Annotated in this window: 16 protein-coding genes; 7 read left to right on the top strand and 9 right to left on the bottom strand. The window is 67.1% G+C overall.

The genetic code is table 11. The annotated features are described in order from the left end of the window. Window positions 1-166 precede the first annotated feature (166 nt). Window positions 167-697, top strand: coding sequence for an isochorismatase family protein (locus ACUSIJ_RS08795; protein WP_449308000.1), 531 nt, complete (start codon window positions 167-169; stop codon window positions 695-697). 37 nt (window positions 698-734) lie between these two features. Here the strand turns inward: ACUSIJ_RS08795 and ACUSIJ_RS08790 are convergent, their stop codons facing one another. The 5 genes from ACUSIJ_RS08790 to ACUSIJ_RS08770 all read right to left on the bottom strand — a co-directional run bounded on the left by ACUSIJ_RS08790 (window position 735) and on the right by ACUSIJ_RS08770 (window position 7345). Then, window positions 735-1646 carry a hydroxymethylglutaryl-CoA lyase gene (locus tag ACUSIJ_RS08790; RefSeq protein WP_449307999.1) on the bottom strand — a complete coding sequence of 304 codons (912 nt, stop codon included), beginning with the start codon at window positions 1644-1646 and terminating at the stop codon, window positions 735-737. A gap of 3 nt (window positions 1647-1649) precedes the next feature. Continuing rightward, window positions 1650-3671 carry an ATP-binding protein gene (locus ACUSIJ_RS08785; RefSeq protein ID WP_449307998.1) on the bottom strand — a complete coding sequence of 674 codons (2022 nt, stop codon included), beginning with the start codon at window positions 3669-3671 and terminating at the stop codon, window positions 1650-1652. A gap of 11 nt (window positions 3672-3682) precedes the next feature. Then, window positions 3683-4471, bottom strand: a complete 789-nt coding sequence (locus tag ACUSIJ_RS08780; RefSeq protein ID WP_449307997.1) for an enoyl-CoA hydratase/isomerase family protein — start codon at window positions 4469-4471, stop codon at window positions 3683-3685. Between the two features lie 67 nt (window positions 4472-4538). Continuing rightward, window positions 4539-6161: a carboxyl transferase domain-containing protein gene (locus ACUSIJ_RS08775; protein ID WP_449307996.1), complete on the bottom strand. Its 1623-nt coding sequence runs from the start codon at window positions 6159-6161 to the stop codon at window positions 4539-4541. A gap of 2 nt (window positions 6162-6163) precedes the next feature. Then, window positions 6164-7345 carry an isovaleryl-CoA dehydrogenase gene (locus tag ACUSIJ_RS08770; protein WP_449307995.1) on the bottom strand — a complete coding sequence of 394 codons (1182 nt, stop codon included), beginning with the start codon at window positions 7343-7345 and terminating at the stop codon, window positions 6164-6166. Between the two features lie 180 nt (window positions 7346-7525). On the opposite strand from ACUSIJ_RS08770, the gene ACUSIJ_RS08765 reads away from it, so the two are divergent. From ACUSIJ_RS08765 to ugpC, 5 genes are all read left to right on the top strand, one after another. Continuing rightward, window positions 7526-8509, top strand: coding sequence for an AraC family transcriptional regulator (locus ACUSIJ_RS08765; RefSeq protein WP_449307994.1), 984 nt, complete (start codon window positions 7526-7528; stop codon window positions 8507-8509). A 172-nt stretch (window positions 8510-8681) separates the two neighbouring features. Then, on the top strand, window positions 8682-10010 hold the full coding sequence (gene ugpB, locus ACUSIJ_RS08760) for a sn-glycerol-3-phosphate ABC transporter substrate-binding protein UgpB (protein ID WP_449307993.1): 1329 nt from the start codon (window positions 8682-8684) through the stop codon (window positions 10008-10010). Between the two features lie 78 nt (window positions 10011-10088). Further along, the gene (gene ugpA / locus ACUSIJ_RS08755) at window positions 10089-10973 is read left to right on the top strand and encodes a sn-glycerol-3-phosphate ABC transporter permease UgpA (RefSeq protein WP_449307992.1); all 885 of its coding nucleotides are present in this window, start codon (window positions 10089-10091) and stop codon (window positions 10971-10973) included. 45 nt (window positions 10974-11018) lie between these two features. Next, window positions 11019-11867: a sn-glycerol-3-phosphate ABC transporter permease UgpE gene (gene ugpE, locus ACUSIJ_RS08750; protein ID WP_449307991.1), complete on the top strand. Its 849-nt coding sequence runs from the start codon at window positions 11019-11021 to the stop codon at window positions 11865-11867. A 1-nt stretch (window position 11868) separates the two neighbouring features. Continuing rightward, window positions 11869-12975 (top strand): sn-glycerol-3-phosphate ABC transporter ATP-binding protein UgpC, encoded by a 1107-nt coding sequence (gene ugpC, locus ACUSIJ_RS08745; RefSeq protein ID WP_449307990.1) that lies wholly within the window; start codon window positions 11869-11871, stop codon window positions 12973-12975. Between the two features lie 85 nt (window positions 12976-13060). Here ugpC and ACUSIJ_RS08740 read toward each other — a convergent pair whose 3' ends face one another. Together ACUSIJ_RS08740 and ACUSIJ_RS08735 are read right to left on the bottom strand one after the other, a co-directional pair. Further along, window positions 13061-13741 carry a TerC family protein gene (locus ACUSIJ_RS08740; RefSeq protein WP_449307989.1) on the bottom strand — a complete coding sequence of 227 codons (681 nt, stop codon included), beginning with the start codon at window positions 13739-13741 and terminating at the stop codon, window positions 13061-13063. A 302-nt stretch (window positions 13742-14043) separates the two neighbouring features. Continuing rightward, window positions 14044-14370 carry an FtsB family cell division protein gene (locus ACUSIJ_RS08735; RefSeq protein WP_449307988.1) on the bottom strand — a complete coding sequence of 109 codons (327 nt, stop codon included), beginning with the start codon at window positions 14368-14370 and terminating at the stop codon, window positions 14044-14046. A 172-nt stretch (window positions 14371-14542) separates the two neighbouring features. Here ACUSIJ_RS08735 and ACUSIJ_RS08730 point away from each other — a divergent pair, with 172 nt between their 5' ends. Continuing rightward, window positions 14543-16066: a methyltransferase regulatory domain-containing protein gene (locus tag ACUSIJ_RS08730; RefSeq protein ID WP_449307987.1), complete on the top strand. Its 1524-nt coding sequence runs from the start codon at window positions 14543-14545 to the stop codon at window positions 16064-16066. A gap of 43 nt (window positions 16067-16109) precedes the next feature. On the opposite strand, the gene ACUSIJ_RS08725 is transcribed toward ACUSIJ_RS08730, so the two are convergent. Further along, window positions 16110-16676, bottom strand: coding sequence for a CinA family protein (locus ACUSIJ_RS08725; RefSeq protein ID WP_449307986.1), 567 nt, complete (start codon window positions 16674-16676; stop codon window positions 16110-16112). Window positions 16677-16801: 125 nt separating this feature from the next. Beyond that, window positions 16802-18061, bottom strand: a complete 1260-nt coding sequence (ispF, locus tag ACUSIJ_RS08720) for a 2-C-methyl-D-erythritol 2,4-cyclodiphosphate synthase (RefSeq protein WP_449307985.1) — start codon at window positions 18059-18061, stop codon at window positions 16802-16804. Between the last annotated feature and the right edge of the window lie 36 nt (window positions 18062-18097).

Genomic DNA, 18097 nt, shown 5'->3' with positions numbered 1-18097 from the left:
GCGCACACTTTTCGGCTTGATGCTATAGAGCATTTCTCCTTTCCGTTGCAACGGAGAGATGCTCTATCTCTTTGCTTTTACGCAATTCCAGCAAAACCGGTTCCCACTTTTGCTGGAATTGCTTTAGTCTCCGAAAGACACCGGATCGTAGACGGGAGAAAAACACATGCTGGCCGCGCAACGTTCGACTCTGCTGCTGGTCGATTTTCAGCATCGCCTCGCCCCGGTCATCGACGGGGCGCAGCGCTCCATCGATACCGCCGGGCGTCTGGCACTGGCGGCCGGGCTCGTCGGCGTGCCGGTCATCGCCACGGAGCAGATTCCCGAAAAGCTCGGCGCCACCACTCCGGAACTGCTGCCGCTCGCGGGGCAGGTGATCGCCAAGCGCACGTTCAACGCGGCCGGCGAGCCGGACCTGCCGCAAGCCCTCGACCAGGAGCGCGAGCAGGTGGTGGTGACGGGCTGGGAATCGCATGTCTGCGTGCTGCAAACCGCCCTCGGCCTGCGGCGGGAAGGGTTCGGACCCGTGGTGGTGGCGGATGCCGTCGCCTCGCGCGATCCCTTCAACAAGGAGATCGCCCTGCGGCGGCTGGCGCATCACGGTATCGAAATCGTGACCAGCGAGATGGTGATTTTCGAATGGCTGGAGAACGCCGACCACCCGGCCTTCCGCGAGGCCATAGGGCTGATCAAATGATCAGCCCGTTCTTCTAAAGATCGCGCTCATCAAGTGATCAGCCGGCTCTTTTGGCCAGAACCGCGTTGGCGACGTTCGATCCGTTGCGCCGGCCGATCGTCTGCGAGATGAACGCGCCCGCGTCGACGAGCGCGTCGAGGTCGATGCCGGTTTCGATGTCGAGCCCGCGGAGCAGGTAGACGACGTCCTCCGTCGCCACGTTGCCGGTCGCGCCCTTGGCGTAGGGGCAGCCGCCGAGCCCCGCCACCGAGGCGTCGAACTGGCGGATGCCGAGTTCGAGCGCCGCATAGATGTTGGCGAGCGCCTGCCCGTAGGTGTCGTGGAAATGGCCCGACACATCGGCGATGTCATAGACCGACAAGGCCGCCTCCAGGGCCGCCTGCGCCTTGCGCGGCGTGCCGACGCCGATGGTGTCGGCGACCGCGGCGTGCTGGACGCCGATGTCCTGCATGAGGCGCGCGACGTAGGCGACCTTGTCGGGCGCGATCTCGCCCTCATAGGGGCAGCCCAGCGCACAGGAGATGGCGCCGCGCACGTGGATGCCCGCCTGCCGCGCCGCCGCCACGACGGGCGCGAAGCGTTCGATGCTCTCGGCAATGGAGCAGTTGATGTTCTTCTGGCTGAAGGCCTCGCTCGCCGAGCCGAATACCTCGATCTCGCCGGGGATCGTCGGCAGCGCGGCCTCGTACCCTTTGATGTTGGGCACCAGCACCGAATAGGTGACGTCCGCGTGGCGCGCGATGCCGGCCATGACGGCGGCGGCATCCGCCATCTGCGGCACCCATTTCGGGCTGACGAAGCTCGTCGTCTCGATATGCTTCACACCCGCCGCCTGCAGACGGTCGATGAGTTCGACCTTGACGGCGGTAGCGACGAAGCTCTTTTCGTTCTGCAGCCCGTCGCGCGGGCCGACCTCGACGATCCTGGCCTTCGATGGCAACGCGCTCATGGTTCACCCCGCCTTCCGCAACGGTTCGAGACGCAGCAGCTCGGCGCCCTCGGCGAGCTGGTCGCCGACGCCGTAGAGCAGTTCCGACACGGTGCCGTCGATGGGGGCCTTGATGGTGTGCTCCATCTTCATGGCCTCCATCACGGCGAGCGGCTGACCCCTGGCGACCTCCTCGCCCGCCGCGACGAGGAAGGCCACGACCTTGCCCGGCATCGGCGCGGTGAGGCGTCCGGCCTCGGCCTCGGATTCACCCGCGTGCGCCAGCGGATCGACGAGATGGGCGGTGGCGCTGCCGTCGCTCGCGAATACCGAAAAGATCTCGCCGGTGCGGTAGGTGGTGACGGGCAGCCGCCGGCCGTCGATGGTGATTGCTGCCGTTTCGTCGAGGCTGAGGGCGTGCGTCACGCCAGCGACCTCCAGCCGGACATGCGTGGCGTCGAGCGCCGTGAACGCTACCGTCTCGCGCGCCTCGCCGTGTTCGAGCACCAGTCGGCGTGTCACCGGCCCGCCAATGCGCCAGCCGTCGCGCCGCGACCAGGGATCGGGATCGCTGTCCGCGAGCGCGCGCTCCTCCCGCAGGACATGGGCGACGACGGCGGCCGCCGTCACCGCGAACGGCAGTCCCTCGCCGCCGAAGAGCGCGTCGCGCTCGCGCACGATCAGCGCCGTGTCGAGATCGGCGGTGGCGAAGGAGCGGCTCGCGGCGGTGCGCCGCAGAAAGGCGACGTTGGTCGCGACGCCGACGATATGCGTGCCGGCCAATGCCGCGTCGAGCCGCGCCAGCGCCTCCTCGCGGGTCGGCCCGTGCACGATCAGCTTGGCGATCATCGGGTCGTAGAACGGCGAGACATCGTCGCCCTCGCGCACGCCGGAATCGATGCGCACGCCGTTGGGGTTGATTCCGAAGGCCGTGTGATCGGGCAAGCGGAAGACGTCGAGATGGCCGGTTGCGGGCAGGAAGTCGTTGTCCGGGTTCTCGGCACAGATACGCGCCTCGATGGCGTGGCCGTCGATGGCGAGGTCGTCCTGCGCCAGCGGCAGCGGTTCGCCGCCCACGACCCTTATCTGCCATTCCACGAGATCGAGCCCGGTGATGGCTTCCGTCACCGGATGCTCCACCTGCAGGCGGGTGTTCATCTCCATGAAGTAGAAGTCGAGGTCGCCGTCGTGGGTGGGCTCGGCGATGAACTCGACCGTGCCGGCGCCGACATAGCCCACCGCGCGGGCCGCCGCGATGGCGGCTTCGCCCATTTCCCGCCGGCGCGCGGCACTGAGGCCCGGCGCCGGCGCTTCCTCCAGCACCTTCTGATGGCGGCGCTGCACAGAACAGTCGCGCTCGAAGAGGTAGACGTAGTTGCCGTAGGTATCGCCGAAGATCTGGATCTCGATATGGCGCGGGCGCTCCACATAGCGCTCGATGAGCACTGCGGCGCTGCCGAAGCTCGCCACCGCCTCGCGCTGGCAGGAGGCGAGGTTCTCGGCGAAGGTCTCCTGGGCGTGGACGATGCGCATGCCCTTGCCGCCGCCGCCGGCGCTCGCCTTGATCATCAGCGGATAGCCGATGCGCTCCGCTTCCGCCGCGAGCAGATCGAACTCCTGATCAGCGCCGTGATAGCCCGGCACCAGCGGCACGCCCGCCTTTTCCATGAGGCGCTTCGATTCCGCCTTCAGCCCCATGGCCTCGATGGCTTCGGCCGGCGGGCCGATAAACACGAGTCCCGCCTGCGTGCACGCCCTGGCGAAGTCGGCGTTCTCGCTCAGGAAGCCGTAGCCGGGATGGATCGCCTCCGCGCCCGTCGCCCTGGCGGCGGCGATGATCTTCTCCCAGCGCAGGTAGCTGTCCTTCGGCGCGGCGCCGCCGAGCGACACCGCCTCGTCGCAGGCAGCGACGAACTTCGCTCCAGCGTCGACATCCGAATGGACGGCGACGGTGCGGATCGCCAGACGCCGCGCCGTCGCCGCCACCCGGCAGGCGATCTCGCCGCGGTTGGCGATGAGGATTTTCCGGATGGCCGGCTGCGTCATGGTTCCCCCGCTTATTGTTCCGCCGCCAACCAGGACGGCCTTGTCTTGTTGAGGAAGGATTGCACGCCCTCGCGGCCCTGCGCGGAGGCGCGGATATCGGCGATGCGCCTTGCGGTATCCGTGACGAGCGCGTCGTCGATGGCGCGCCCGCCCACTTCCCGCAGCAGGCGCTTGGCTTCCCCGAGCGCGGCGGGCGAGGCGGCGAGGATGTTTTTCAGAAAGTGCTCCACCGTCGCGTCCAGTGCGTCCGCATGCACGACATCGTGCACGAGGCCCGTGGCAGCGGCAGCCTGCGCGGAGAAGACTTCCGCCGTCAGGAAGTAGCGCTGCGCCGCGCGCTGGCCCATGGCCGCGATGACATAGGGCGCGATGGTGGCCGGGATCAGGCCGAGCTTCACCTCGCTGAGGCAGAAGCGGGCGGTGTCGGCCGCAATCGCGATGTCACAGGCGGCGACGAGCCCCATGCCGCCCGCGAACGCGTCGCCCTGCACCCGGGCGATGACGGGCTTTGCCGTCTCGTGGATGGTGCGCAGCATGGTGGCGAGCGCGGTCGCGTCCTTGAGGTTCTCCGCATGGGTGTAGTCCGCCATGCGCCGCATCCACGCGAGATCGGCGCCGGCGCAGAACGCCTTGCCGCTGGCCGCGAGCACGATGGCGCGGGTTTTCTTGTCGCTGCCGAGTTCGGCGAAGGCCGCTGTCAACGATGCGATCAGCGCGTCGTCGAAGGCGTTGCGCACGTCGGGGCGGTTCAGCGTCACCGTGGCGACGGGGCCGTCGCGGGTGATCAGCAGGTTGCTCATAGTCGCCTCACACGAAGGTTGTTCGTTCGGCTGCGCCTCATATGAAAATTATCCGTTCGGCTGCGCCTCACATGCGGAACACGCCGAAGCGCGGCTCGGGGATGGGCGCGTTGAGGCTCGCCGAGAGGCCGAGCGCCAGCACGCGCCGCGTGTCGGCGGGGTCGATGACGCCGTCGTCCCACAGCCGCGCCGTGGTGTAGTAGGGGTGGCCCTGGTGCTCGTACTGCTGGCGGATGGGCTCGCGGAACGCGGCTTCCTCCTCGGCGCTCCAGGTGTCGCCTCTCGCCTCGATGCCGTCGCGGCGCACGGTGGCGAGCACCGAGGCCGCCTGCTCGCCGCCCATCACCGAGATGCGGGCGTTGGGCCACATCCACAGGAAGCGTGGCGAATAGGCGCGCCCGCACATGCCGTAATTGCCCGCGCCGAACGAGCCGCCGATGATGACGGTGAACTTCGGCACGTTGGCGCAGGCTACTGCCGTGACCATCTTGGCGCCGTGGCGGGCGATGCCCTCGTTCTCGTATTTCTGCCCGACCATGAAGCCGGTGATGTTCTGCAGGAAGACGAGTGGAATGCGCCGCTGGCAGCACAGTTCGACGAAATGCGCCCCCTTGGCCGCGCTCTCCGAGAACAGGATGCCGTTGTTGGCGATGATGCCGACCGGCAGGCCCTCGATATGCGCGAAGCCCGTCACCAGCGTGGGGCCGAAGCGGGCCTTGAACTCGTCGAACGCGGAAGCGTCGACGATGCGGGCGATGATCTCGCGCACGTCGAAGGGTTTTCGCGTGTCGGTCGGGATGATGCCGTAGATCTCGGCCGGGTCGTATTTCGGCGGCCGGGCCGGGACGACGTCGAGCGGGATTTTTTTGGACAGGTTCAGGTTGGCGACGGCCCGGCGCGCGAGCGCCAGCGCGTGGGTGTCGTCGTTGGCGAGATGGTCGGCGACGCCGGAGAGGCGCGTGTGCACGTCGCCGCCGCCGAGCGCCTCGGCGCTCACCACCTCGCCGGTCGCGGCCTTCACCAGGGGAGGGCCGGCCAGAAAAATAGTGCCCTGATTCTTGACGATAATCGTCTCGTCGCTCATCGCCGGCACATAGGCGCCGCCGGCGGTGCACGAGCCCATGACGACGGCGATCTGGCCAATGCCCTCGGCGCTCATGTTGGCCTGGTTATAAAAAATACGGCCGAAATGGTCGCGGTCCGGGAACACCTCGTCCTGGTTGGGCAGGTTGGCGCCGCCCGAGTCCACCAGATAGACGCAGGGCAGCCGGTTCTGCTGGGCGATCTCCTGCGCCCTGAGGTGCTTCTTGACGGTGAGCGGAAAGTAGGTGCCGCCCTTCACCGTGGCGTCGTTGCAGACGATGACGCACTCGCGTCCCGCGATGCGTCCGATGCCGGCGATGATGCCGGCCGCGGGGGCGGAATCGCTGCCGTCCTTCTCCTTGTAGACCTCATAGGCCGCCATGGCCGCGATCTCGAGGAACGGCGTGCCGGGGTCGAGCAGCAGCTCCACCCGCTCGCGCGGCAGGAGCTTGCCGCGCGCCACGTGTTTTGCGCGCGCCGCCTCGCCGCCGCCCTGCGCCACCTGCGCGAGGCGCTGGCGCAGGTCGACGACGAGCGCCTGCATGGCTTGCGCGTTCGCCTGGAAATCGGCAGCGCGCGGGCTGATCCTGGTGTCGATGACGGCCATGATCAGTTTCCGGTTTCGTTGAACAGCTCGCGCCCGATGAGCATGCGCCGGATCTCCGACGTGCCGGCGCCGATTTCGTAGAGCTTGGCGTCGCGCCACAGGCGCTCGACCGGGAATTCCCGGGTGTAGCCGACGCCGCCCAGCGTCTGGATGGCCTCGCCGGCGATCCACGTCGCCTTTTCCGCGGAATAGAGGATCGCCCCGGCCGCGTCCTTGCGCAGTGTGCGGGCGTGGTCGCCCCGGTCGCACGCCTTGCCGAGCGCGTAGACATAGGCCCGTGTCGCCTGCCAAGTGGTGTAGATGTCGGCGATCTTGCCCTGCATGAGCTGGAATTCGCCGATGCTCTGGCCGAACTGCCTGCGCTCGTGGATATAGGGCACGATCGCATCCATCGCGGCCGCCATCAGCCCGAGCGGCCCGCCGGAAAGCACCGCCCGCTCGTAATCGAGGCCCGACATCAGCACCCTGACACCGTTGCCGACGCCGCCAAGCACGTTCTCCTCCGGCACCTCGACATTGTCGAAGAACAGGGGATAGGTGTTCGAGCCGCGCATGCCGAGCTTGTCGAGCTTGGCGCCGGCCGAAAACCCCGGAAAACCCTTCTCGACGATGAAGGCCGTGATGCCCTTCGGCCCCGCCGACGGATCGGTCTTGGCGTAGATGACGAGCGTATCGGCGTCGCCGCCGTTGGTGATCCACATCTTCGAGCCGTTGAGCACGAAGCGGTCGCCTTGTCTTTCGGCCCTGAGCTTCATGCTGACCACGTCCGATCCCGCGCCGGGCTCGCTCATGGCGAGCGCGCCGACATGCTCGCCCGAGACGAGCTTGGGCAGGTATCGCCGCCTCTGCGCCTCGGTGCCGTTGCGGCGGATCTGGTTCACGCACAGGTTGGAGTGCGCGCCGTAGGACAGGCCGACGGAGCCCGAGGCGCGCGAGATCTCCTCCATGGCGACGATATGGGCGAGATAGCCGAGATTGGTGCCGCCGTATTCCTCGCTGACGGTGAGGCCGTGGACGCCGAGTTCCCCGAGCTTGCGCCACAAGGGAGCGGGGAAGACGTTGTCGCGGTCCACGTCGGCGGCGATGGGCGCGATCTCCCTGGCCGCGAACGCCTGAACCGCTTCCCGCAGGGCGTCGACATCCTCGCCCAGATCGAAATCGAGTCCCAGCCCTGAAAATGTCATCGGTCTCGCTCCCGCTTGTTGTCGTTGTGCCGTCTCATTGACCTCATGGGTTTCAGAGTAAACCGTTCCATCCGCCAATTGGTGCCACAATGGTTGCAAATCACGCCATCATCGCGCAATCATGCGGCCATGATACGGAGCGCCGGAAAGACCTTGTCCGCAGTCACGCCGATTGCATTTGTGATAGCAATAACAGAGGCTTATGCCATCCGTGGCCGGTCGCCGGAAGCGGCCCTGCGGCAGGCACGGATTGCGCCGCATCTTCTCGCGGATCCGGCGGCGCGCGTCACGGCCGAGCAGTTCGAGGCGCTGTCGGGTTTCGCCATGCGCGAGCTCGACGACGAGGCGCTCGGCTGGTTCTCGCGCCGTCTGCCGTGGGGAAGCCACGGCCTGCTGTGCCGGGCGGCTGTGACGGCGCCCGATCTCGGCATTGCCCTCAAGCGCTGGTGCCGCTGCCACGGGCTCCTGACCGAGGATATCCGGCTTACCTTGACCGTCAAGGCGGGGCAGGCGAGCCTCGCGCTCCATGAAGGGCGCATCCCGGACCGGCTGCGCGAATTCTGCCTGGTGTCGGTGCTGCGCATGGTGCACGGCTTCGCCTGCTGGCTGATCGACTCGCGCATTCCGCTCGACGATCTGACGTTCCCGTTTCCGCGCCCGGCGCACGCGGCGTCGTACCGGGCGATGTTTCCCGGCGAGGCGCGGTTCGGGGCGGAGCTCGCCGGTTTCAGCTTCGATGCCGACTATCTGGCGCTCGCCCCCCTGCGCGACGAGGCGGCGACGCGCGCCATGCTGCAGAGGGCGCTGCTGCTCACCGTGCTGCAATACAAGCGCGACCGCCTGCTGGTGGACAGGGTGAAGAGCCTGCTCAAGGGCCACATGCGCGCGCCGGCCGGCCGCGCCGGCCTGCCGAACGCGGAAGTGCTCGCCGCGGCGCTCGCCATATCGAGCCGCACCCTGCACCGGCAGTTACGGGAGGAGGGGGCGTCGCTGCAACAGATCAAGGACGACGTGCGCCGCGAGCAGGCCATCGACCTGATGCGGCGTACCAACCGGCCGCTGAAGCAGATCGCCCACCTCACGGGCTTCCGCGGCGAGAAGAGTTTTTCGCGCGCCTTCCGGGAATGGACCGGCGTATCGCCCGGCGCCTTCCAGCGCGGGTGACGCTCACCCGGCGGCGCGCCCCCCTGTCATGATGTCATGAAGCCTCCACACGAGGGCTTTATGTCGTTAAATCGTCATCGGCCTGTCAACGAAGCATCATCGCCAGCGCCTATCTCGGCAACAGAGGCAGGTTCCCGCGGAGGGGGCCGTCATCCTGCATGGAGAAACGACCATGGCAAGCAAGGTTCATATTTCCGGGATGGCGCTGGCCGTCTCGTTCGCGTTCACGGCCCCCGCTCTCGCGCAGACGGAAATCCAGTGGTGGCATGCGATGGGCGGTGAGCTCGGCGTCAAGCTCGAGGAGATCGCCAAGGGCTTCAACGACAGCCAGTCCGATTACAAGATCGTGCCCGTCTACAAGGGCTCCTACCCCGAGACGCTGACGGCCGCCATCGCCGCCTTCCGCGCCAAGCAGAACCCGGCCATCGTGCAGGTGTTCGAGGTCGGCACCGGCACGATGATGGCCGCCAAGGGCGCCGTCTACCCGGTCTTCCAGCTGATGGCCGACAACGACGAGCCCTTCGATCCGAAGAGCTATCTCGCGCCTGTCGTCGGCTACTATTCGGACACCGAAGGCAACATCCTGTCACTGCCCTTCAACTCCTCGACGCCGATCCTCTATTACAACAAGGACGCGTTCGAGAAGGCCGGCCTCGACCGCGACACGCCGCCCAAGACCTGGGCCGACGTCGAGGCGTTCTCGAAGAAGATCCTCGAGACCGGCGCCGCCAAGTGCGGCTTCACCACCGGCTGGGTGTCGTGGGTGCAGCTCGAGAACTTTTCGGCTCTGCACGACAAGCCCTACGGCACGCTGGAGAACGGCTTCGGCGGCCTCGCGACCGAGTTCCAGTTCAACGGCGACGCCCAGGTCAAGCACTTCGAGAACCTCAAGAAGTGGTCGGATGAGGGCATCTTCCAGTACGGCGGCCCGGTGGGCGGCAACGACGCCCCGCCGAAGTTCTATTCCGGCGAATGCGCCATCTACATGAACTCCTCGGCCTCGCGCGCCGGCGTCGTGGCCAACGCCAAGACCTTCGAGGTCGGCTTCGCGCCGCTGCCCTACTATGACGACGTGATCACGGAGCCGAAGAACTCCATTATTGGCGGCGCGACGCTGTGGGTGCTCCAGGGCCGTCCGGCCGAGGAATACAAGGGCGTGGCCAAGTTCTTCTCCTACCTGTCGAAGCCCGAGGTGCAGGCCGACTGGCACCAGTTCACCGGCTACCTGCCGATCACCTACGCCGCGTTCGAGCTCGGCAAGGAGCAGGGCTACTACGAGAAGAACCCCGGCACCGACATCGCCATCAACCAGATCACCCGCGGCGAGCCTTCGGCCAACTCCAAGGGCGTCCGCTTCGGCAACCTCGCCCAGGTGCGCGACGTGATCGACAGCGAGTTCGAGGCGTTGCTCGCCGGCAAGAAGTCCGCCAAGGACGCGCTCGACGCGGCGGTCGCCGGCGGCAACCGCATCCTGCGCGACTTCGAGGCCGCCAACAAGTAAGACGCGTTCGTCGCCAACGGCGGGCCCGCGCCGGCCGGCGCGGGTCTTGCCGCCTTCTGACGGGACCGGCTCGTCCGCATGCAGACCAAACGCACGATCTTCCCGAACAAAATCCTGCCCTATGCGCTGCTGGCGCCGCAGATCGCGATCACCGTCGTGTTCTTCCTGTGGCCCGCAGGGCAGGCGGTGGTGTCGTCCTTCGTGCGCGAGGACCCTTTCGGCCTCAGCGCCTCCTTCGTCTGGTTCGACAACTACATCCGCCTGTTCGAGGATCGCGCCTACGTGGATTCGATCCGGGTCACGGCGGTGTTCGCGGTGTCGGTCACTCTCGCGTCGATGTCGCTGGCGTTGCTGCTCGCCGTGTCCGTCGACCGGCTCATCCGGCTCGGGGGCATCTACACCACGCTGCTGGTGTGGCCCTATGCGGTGGCGCCGGTGGTGGCGGGCGTGCTGTGGTGGTTCCTGTTCAACCCCACCATCGGCATCTTCCCCTATCTGCTGTCGTTCGCCGACGTGCGCTGGAACCACCGCGTCAACGGCGACCACGCCATGATCATGCTGGTGGTGGCGGCGAGCTGGAAGCAGGTGTCCTACAACTTCCTGTTCTTCGTCGCCGGGCTGCAATCGATCCCGCGCTCGCTGATCGAGGCGGCAGCCATCGACGGCGCGGGGCCGTTGAAGCGGTTTCTCACCGTCGTCTTTCCGCTGCTGTCGCCCACGACCTTCTTCCTGCTGATCATCAACGTCAACTACGCCATGTTCGACACCTTCGCCATCGTCGACGCGACCACCGGCGGCGGGCCGGCGGGGGCGACGAACATCCTCGTGTTCAAGGTGTTCGCCGACGGCGTGCTCGGCCTCAACATCGGCTCGTCCGCGGCGCAGTCGGTGGTGCTGATGCTGATCGTGATCGCGCTCACCATCGTCCAGTTCCGCTATGTCGAGCGGCGCGTGCAGTATTGAGGGGCGGGCGATGAGCGACAACCAGGGCATGATCGAGAACAGGGTATGATCGAGAACAGACCTTGGCTCAACGTCCTCACCCACCTCGTGCTGATCGCGGGCGTGGCCATCGTGGCGCTGCCCGTCTATCTCGCCTTCGTCGCCTCCACCCATCCGGACGGCGCCTTCGTCAGTGGCGTGATGCCGCTGCTGCCGGGCGCGGAACTCGCCGCCAACTACGGCGGGATATTCCGCCAGGGGATGGCGATGGCCGGCACGCCGCCGCTGGGGCTGATGCTGTGGAACGCGTTCGTCATGGCGACGGTGATCACGGTGGGCAAGATCGCCATCTCCATCATCTCGGCCTATGCCATCATCTATTTCCGCTTTCCCGGCCGCATGCTGTTCTTCTGGATGATCTTCATCACCCTGATGCTGCCCGTCGAGGTGCGCATCCTGCCGACCTTCAAGGTGGTCGCGGATCTCGGCCTGCTCAATTCCTATGCCGGCCTCACCCTGCCGCTGATCGCCTCCGCGACGGCCACTTTCCTGTTCCGCCAGTTCTTCATGACGCTGCCCGACGAATTGACGGAAGCAGCGCGCGTCGACGGCGCGGGCCCCTTGCGATTCTTCCGCGACATCCTGCTGCCGCTGTCGCGCACCAATATCGCGGCGCTCGCGGTGATCCTGTTCATCTACGGCTGGGTGCAATACCTGTGGCCGCTGCTGGTGACGACGGACCCGCGCTACTACACCATCGTGATGGGCATCAAGCGCATGGTGGCGGTGTCGGACGCCGATCCGCAATGGAACCTCGTCATGGCGGCGGTGATGCTGGCCATGCTGCCGCCGGTGCTGGTCGTCATCCTGATGCAGCGCCTGTTCGTCAAGGGCCTCGTCGAGACGGAGAAGTGAAGTGGCGACCATCGACATCGCGGGCGTGCGCAAGACCTATCCGGGCGGCGTGGAGGTCATCAAGGGGCTCGACCTCGCGATCGGCGCGGGCGAGCTCGTGGTGCTGGTCGGCCCCTCCGGCTGCGGCAAGTCGACCCTGCTGCGCATGATCGCGGGCCTGGAGCGCATCACGGCCGGGACGATCGCCATCGGCGGGCGGGTGGTCAACGATCTGGAGCCCGCCGATCGCGATATCGCCATGGTGTTCCAGAACTACGCTCTCTATCCGCACATGTCGGTGCGCGGCAATCTGGAATATGGCCTCAGGAACCGCCGCACGCCGCGCGCCGAGATCGACGCGCGCGTGGTGGAGGCGGCGCGCATCCTCGAGATCGAGCCCTATCTCGACAGGAAGCCGCGGCAGCTGTCCGGCGGCCAGCGCCAGCGCGTCGCCATGGGGCGCGCCATCGTGCGCAAGCCGCAGGCGTTTCTGTTCGACGAGCCGCTGTCGAACCTCGACGCCAAGCTGCGCGCGCACATGCGCGTGGAGATCCGCCGGCTGCAGCGCACGCTCGGCACGACGCTGGTCTACGTGACGCACGATCAGCTGGAGGCGATGACGCTCGCCGACAAGCTCGTGGTCATGAACGGCGGCGCGATCGAGCAGCAGGGCGTGCCGCTCGATCTCTACGCCGATCCGCAGACGCTGTTCGTCGCCGGCTTCATGGGCTCGCCGGGCATGAACCTGATCGATACCGACAAGCTGCGCGCGGCGGGCGTTGCCCTGCCGGACGCCGTGCCGGCGGGCACCGGCGTCATCGGCATCCGTCCGGAGGACGTGCGGCTCGATGCGGGGGCCGAGCCCGCGCTGGCGCTGCCGGCGCGGATCGAGGCGGTGGAGATGGTGGGGGCGGAGAGCCTCGTCTACGCGCGCGCCGGCGCCGCCGGCACGATCGTGCTGCGCACTGCCGGCGTCTGGCCCGGCCTTCTGGACACGGACACGACGCTGCACCTGCCGCTTGCGCGCCTGCACTGCTTCAGCCGGGAAACCGGGCGCAAGCTGCACTTCGACAACGGAGCGGTGAGGGAACACGGCCAGATGGCGCGTTACCCGGCCAGCTTCTTGTAGAGTGTTCCGAATGTCGATCTTGCGCAAAAGCAACGGCGCGGGCGTTTCCGCCCGCGCCGCCGGCACGATGATCGTGTGACGGGTGTCACCCGCCGTTAACGACGTTGTTGACGACCGGGATCACTTCGAGAAGGCCGCGGTAGATCATGTCGAGCGCCACGTAGAGGATGATGGCGAGGCCGATATAGGCGATCCAGCGGTGCCTGTGCAGCAGCTTGGCGATGAAGTTCGCCGCCACGCCCATCAGCGCGACCGAGAGCACCAGACCGAAGACCAGGATCTCCGGATGTTCGCGCGCCGCGCCGGCGACGGCGAGCACGTTGTCGAGCGACATCGACAGGTCGGCGATGATGATCTGCGTGGCCGCCTGCCTGAAGGTCTTCGTCTGGGTCTGGCCGGCGATGGTGCCGTCCTTGTTGATGTCTTCCTCGCCGAGGGCCTCGACGGCGTCGACTTCCTCCTGATGCTGGATGCGCAGCTCGCGCCACATCTTCCAGCACACCCACAGCAGCAGCACGCCACCGGCGAACAGCAGGCCGACGATCTGCAGGAGCTGAGTAGTCAGCGCGGCGAAGAAGATACGCAGCACCGTCGCCGCGATGATACCGACGAGAATGGCCTTGCCACGCTGCTCCTTGGGCAGGCCGGCAGCGGCGAGGCCGATCACGATTGCATTGTCGCCTGCCAGCACGAGGTCGATCATGATGACCTGCAGCAGGGTATAGAACGCGTCAGGCGTCAGAAGATAATTGAGTGTGTCCGCCATTTGGCACCCGTCATGAGGGCGGCCGTCGCGGCGGGACCGGCATCGCGCACCGGCAATCTCCCTGCAAGGCTCCGCTATCGCGGACCGTACAGAAGGCGAAGCTTCAGCGATGTCGAATGAAAGTCCCTACGCTCCAGGCCACCGGATTTCAGACATCCAGTCCGACATCACAGTCCGGATGAATTCAGCGGACTGCCAGAGGGGCCCGGGCTGGCGTGTCCTGTATATCGCCGGAGGCGAACGGTTTCAAGCGTCTGATGGAAAAAACGCCCCGCGCCGGTTCAGGACTCCCGTCCGCCGTGCTATCGTCCGTTGGCGGAACCGAGGAACACGACCACGTCGTTTTCATGGACGAGGCCGAGTGTCTTGCGGGCTTCTTCCTCGAGAATATCCGCGTCGATCCTGCCGGCGCGCACCAGTTCCGTCCGGCGGTCCCATTCGGCGTGTTCCGCCTTGAGCGCTTCGAGTTCGACGGTCTTCTCGTAGATCTGTCGTTTGAACTCGCGTTTGGCCTCGAGCCCGCGCGCGCCGTTCTGGGCGTGGAAGAGAAAGTACCCTACCACGGCGGCCGAAACGGCGTATAAAAAAACCGGTATAAGGATGGCGCGGAGGCGCTTGCGTTTGACCATACATGAATGCTACCTCCGTCGCGGTTAATGACACCTTAACGAAGTATTGCGATCACCAAAAGTTGCGTACCTGAAAATGACCCGCTTCTCGGAATGCGTATTGTCTTTGCATGATCTGATGTGGAGGCGGCTTCATGAAGACAAGATTTGAGATAGATAGTAGAGGTAGATTATGTCTAAATGGTCAGAAGGTTACGTAACCGGAATCGAATACACGATCGGTTTCTTTCATGAACTCACGCCCGAGAATCTGCGCTTTGCGCTGCTGCAGCAGGGGCTGGCCACGCCGCGCGGGCCGGTCTCCTATCTCGAACTGGGGGCGGGCCACGGCCTGACGGCCAATCTCCTCGCCGCCGTCAATCCGGACGTCGAGGTGGTGGCGGTCGATTTCAATCCGGCGCACATCAGCCACGCCAGGGCGCTGGCGGCGAAGGCCGGCACCCCCAACGTGACGTTCCTCGAACGCAGCTTCGAGGAGCTGGCGCGCGACGACAGCCTGCAAAGCTTCGACTTCATCGTCCTGCACGGGGTCTATAGCTGGGTCAGCGAGGCCAACCGCGGCTACATCCGCGACATCGTCCGCCGCAATCTCAAGCCCGGCGGCGTTGTCTACGTGTCCTACAACGCCTATCCGGGCTGGTCTGCGGGAGCGACCCTGCAGCGCGTGCTGCGGGACGGCGGCGCGCTTGGCGGGGGCGAGATCACCCAGCAGATCGCCCAGGGCGTGCGGCTGCTCAATCGCCTCAAGGAGCTGAACGCCGGCTTCTTCGTCGCCAATCCCGGCGCGGCGGCCCGGCTGGAGGATCTGCAGAAGCGTCCGCTGTCCTATCTGGCGCACGAATACATGAACAGCGACTGGGACGCGTTCTTCTTCAGCGACGTCGCCAAGGATTTCGGCGAGGCGAAGGTGACCTATGCCGGGCAGGCCCACCTCGCCTCCCAGACCGAGGCGCTCAACTTCAATCCCGACCAGCGGCAGCTCCTGGCGTCGATTTCCGACCCGGTGTTCCGCGAGGTGGCGCGCGACGTCATCCTGAACACCGCGTTCCGCCGCGACATCTACCTGCGCGGCGCCTCGGCGCTGCCGCGCCAGGAGCAGAAGGACATCTGGAACAACCAGCGTTTCGTGCTGCTGCGCGATCCTGCCGACGTGCCGCGCAAGATCGCCGCGCGCGTGGGCGAGGTCTCGCTCAACGCCAGCGTCTACGATCCGGTGATCGCCGCGCTCGGCCGCGGGCCGCAGACCCTCGCCGAACTGGTCACGGACGCCGATGTCGCCCGGCTCACCTGGGGGCAGGTGACCGAGGCGCTGCATGTCCTGGTGCTGGTCGGCGCCGCGCATCCGGCGCTGCCCGCGGAGGGCGAGGCGGAGCGCACGGCGCGCGCGAAGGCGTTCAACGCCGCCGTCGCCGAGCGCGTCAAGGCCGGCGACGCCATCCAGGTGCTGGCTTCGCCGATCACCGGCTCGGGCATCGGCCTCGACAACCTGTCGCAGTTGCTGTTCACCGCGTATGCGACCGACGCGCAGGACAAGGCCGCCTTCGTGCGCCAGCAGCTCAGGGAACGTGGCCACGCCCTGATCAAGGACGGCGCGACGATCGAGGACGGGGCGGCGGAGGCCGAGCATCTGCGCGCGGCCATCGCGAGCTTCGAGAACGATACGCTCAAGGTCCTGCGGCGCGCCGGTATCGTCTGACGCGGGTTGAGGGCGTTTCAGCGTTGCTGGCGCGCCCTTGCGCTCACGCCGTAAACGTCGTGCTGGCGGTGACGGTGCGCTCCAGCAGGTCGAGCGCCGCCGCCACCGACCTCAGGCGGATGGCGGCGCGGCCCTCGTCGGCGAAGTGGTAGACGACGTGCAGGCTCGGATGACCGCGCCGTGCCGTGGCCAGGTGCACCAGCCCGACCGGCTTCGCCGCCGAGCCGCCGCCCGGACCGGCGACGCCGGTGAGGGCGACGGCGACATCGGCGTCGGGCAGACGCTCCAGTACGCCCTCCGCCATGGCCAGCGCCACCGGTTCGCTGACCGCGCCGTGCAGCGCCAGCAGATCCAGGGGAACGCCGATGCTGGTGTGCTTGGCGGCGTTGGAATAGGTGACGAAGCCGCCTTCCACCACGTCGGACGAGCCGGGGATCTCGGTCAGCAGCCCGCTGACGAGACCGCCGGTGCAGGATTCCGCCGTGGCGAGGCGAAGTCCCCGCTCGCGCGCCTCCTCCAGAAGCCGGCGCGCCCGCTCGATCAGGTGCGCCGGAAAGATCGTCGCCGTGTCCGCCGGCGTTTTTCCTGACAGGTCGTTGTTGTCGGTCATGCTGTCTCTCCCCGCGAGTGGATTGGGGGCGGTGATCAGAGCATGTCATCATATGACATGCTCTCAGTTTTTGATTATGAGCGAATTCTGATCGATCAGACGATTCCGTCTGATCGGAACGCGCTCTATCGTTCCGGCAGGCGCACGGTGGCCGCAGCCTGCGCCGCAATGCCCTCGGCCCGCCCCGTGAAGCCGAGCCGCTCGGAAGTCGTGGCCTTGACGGACACCCTGTCGGCGCCGATGCCGCAGATCCCGGCGATCCGCGCCCGGATCGCCTCGCGGTGCGGGCCGACCTTCGGCGTTTCGCAGATCACCGTCGCGTCGAGGTGGTCGAGGATGCCGCCGCGCGCGTGGAGCAGGCCGAGCGCATGGGCGAGGAAGCGGTCGGAAGACGCCCCCTGCCATTGCGGATCGCCCGGCGGGAAATGGCTGCCGATGTCGCCGTCGGCGAGCGCGCCGAGCAGGGCGTCGGTGAGCGCATGCAGCACCACGTCGCCATCAGAATGGGCACTGACGCCGCGCGTGTGCGCGATCCTGACCCCGCCGAGCCAGACGTGGTCACCCGCCGCGAAGGCGTGGACGTCGAAACCCGTGCCCACCCGGGTGACGAGGTGCTGGCCGGGGAGCAGCCGCCGTTCGGCGGCGTCGAAATCGGCCTGTGTGGTGAGCTTCACGTTGTCGGGATCTCCGGGAAAGACCGTGACCGGCGAGCCTGCCCACTCGGCGAGCGCGCCGTCGTCGGTGAAGGAGGACAGGCCCTCGGCACGCGCCCGCGCGTGGGCGCCGAGCAGCAGCCGGTAGTCGAAGGCCTGCGGCGTCTGCACGGCGCGAAGCCTCGCGCGCTCGGGCGTCGCCGCGACGCGGTCCCTGTCGTCGACGAGCTTGATGGTGTCGGTGACGGACGTGCCGGGTATGGCGGCGGCATGGGCGCGCGCTGCCGCGATCGCCGCGTCGATCAGCGCAGCCGATACGAACGGGCGCGCGCCGTCGTGGACGAGGACGACGGCCGGCGGGTCGTTGCGCAGGGCGTGCAGCCCCGCGAACACGGACTCCTGCCGCGTGCTGCCGCCGACGACGGGCGCGAGCAGCCCGTCGCGGCGGGAGAGGGCGGCGATGGCCCGTTCGTAACGGTCGATGTCGTCCGCCCCGATGACGGCCTGCACCCGCGCAATGCCGGGATGGCCGAGGAAGGCGTCGAGCGTGCGCGCCAGCACGGGCACGCCGGCAAGCGGCCGGTACTGCTTGGGCAGATCGTGCTTGGGCAGATCGTGCTTGGGCAAGTCATGTTTGGGCAGGTCATGTTTGGGCAGGTCCTCATGGCCCGCGCTGGCGCGCAGGCCCCGGCCTGCGGCGACGATGACGGCGGCGATGTCGGTGCTGGCCACGGGCGAAACCTTCTGTCTGGGAACGCTGCCGCGAAT

Source organism: Pseudochelatococcus sp. B33 (assembly GCF_053570585.1).
This window is presented reverse-complemented; position numbering and strand designations above follow the sequence as displayed.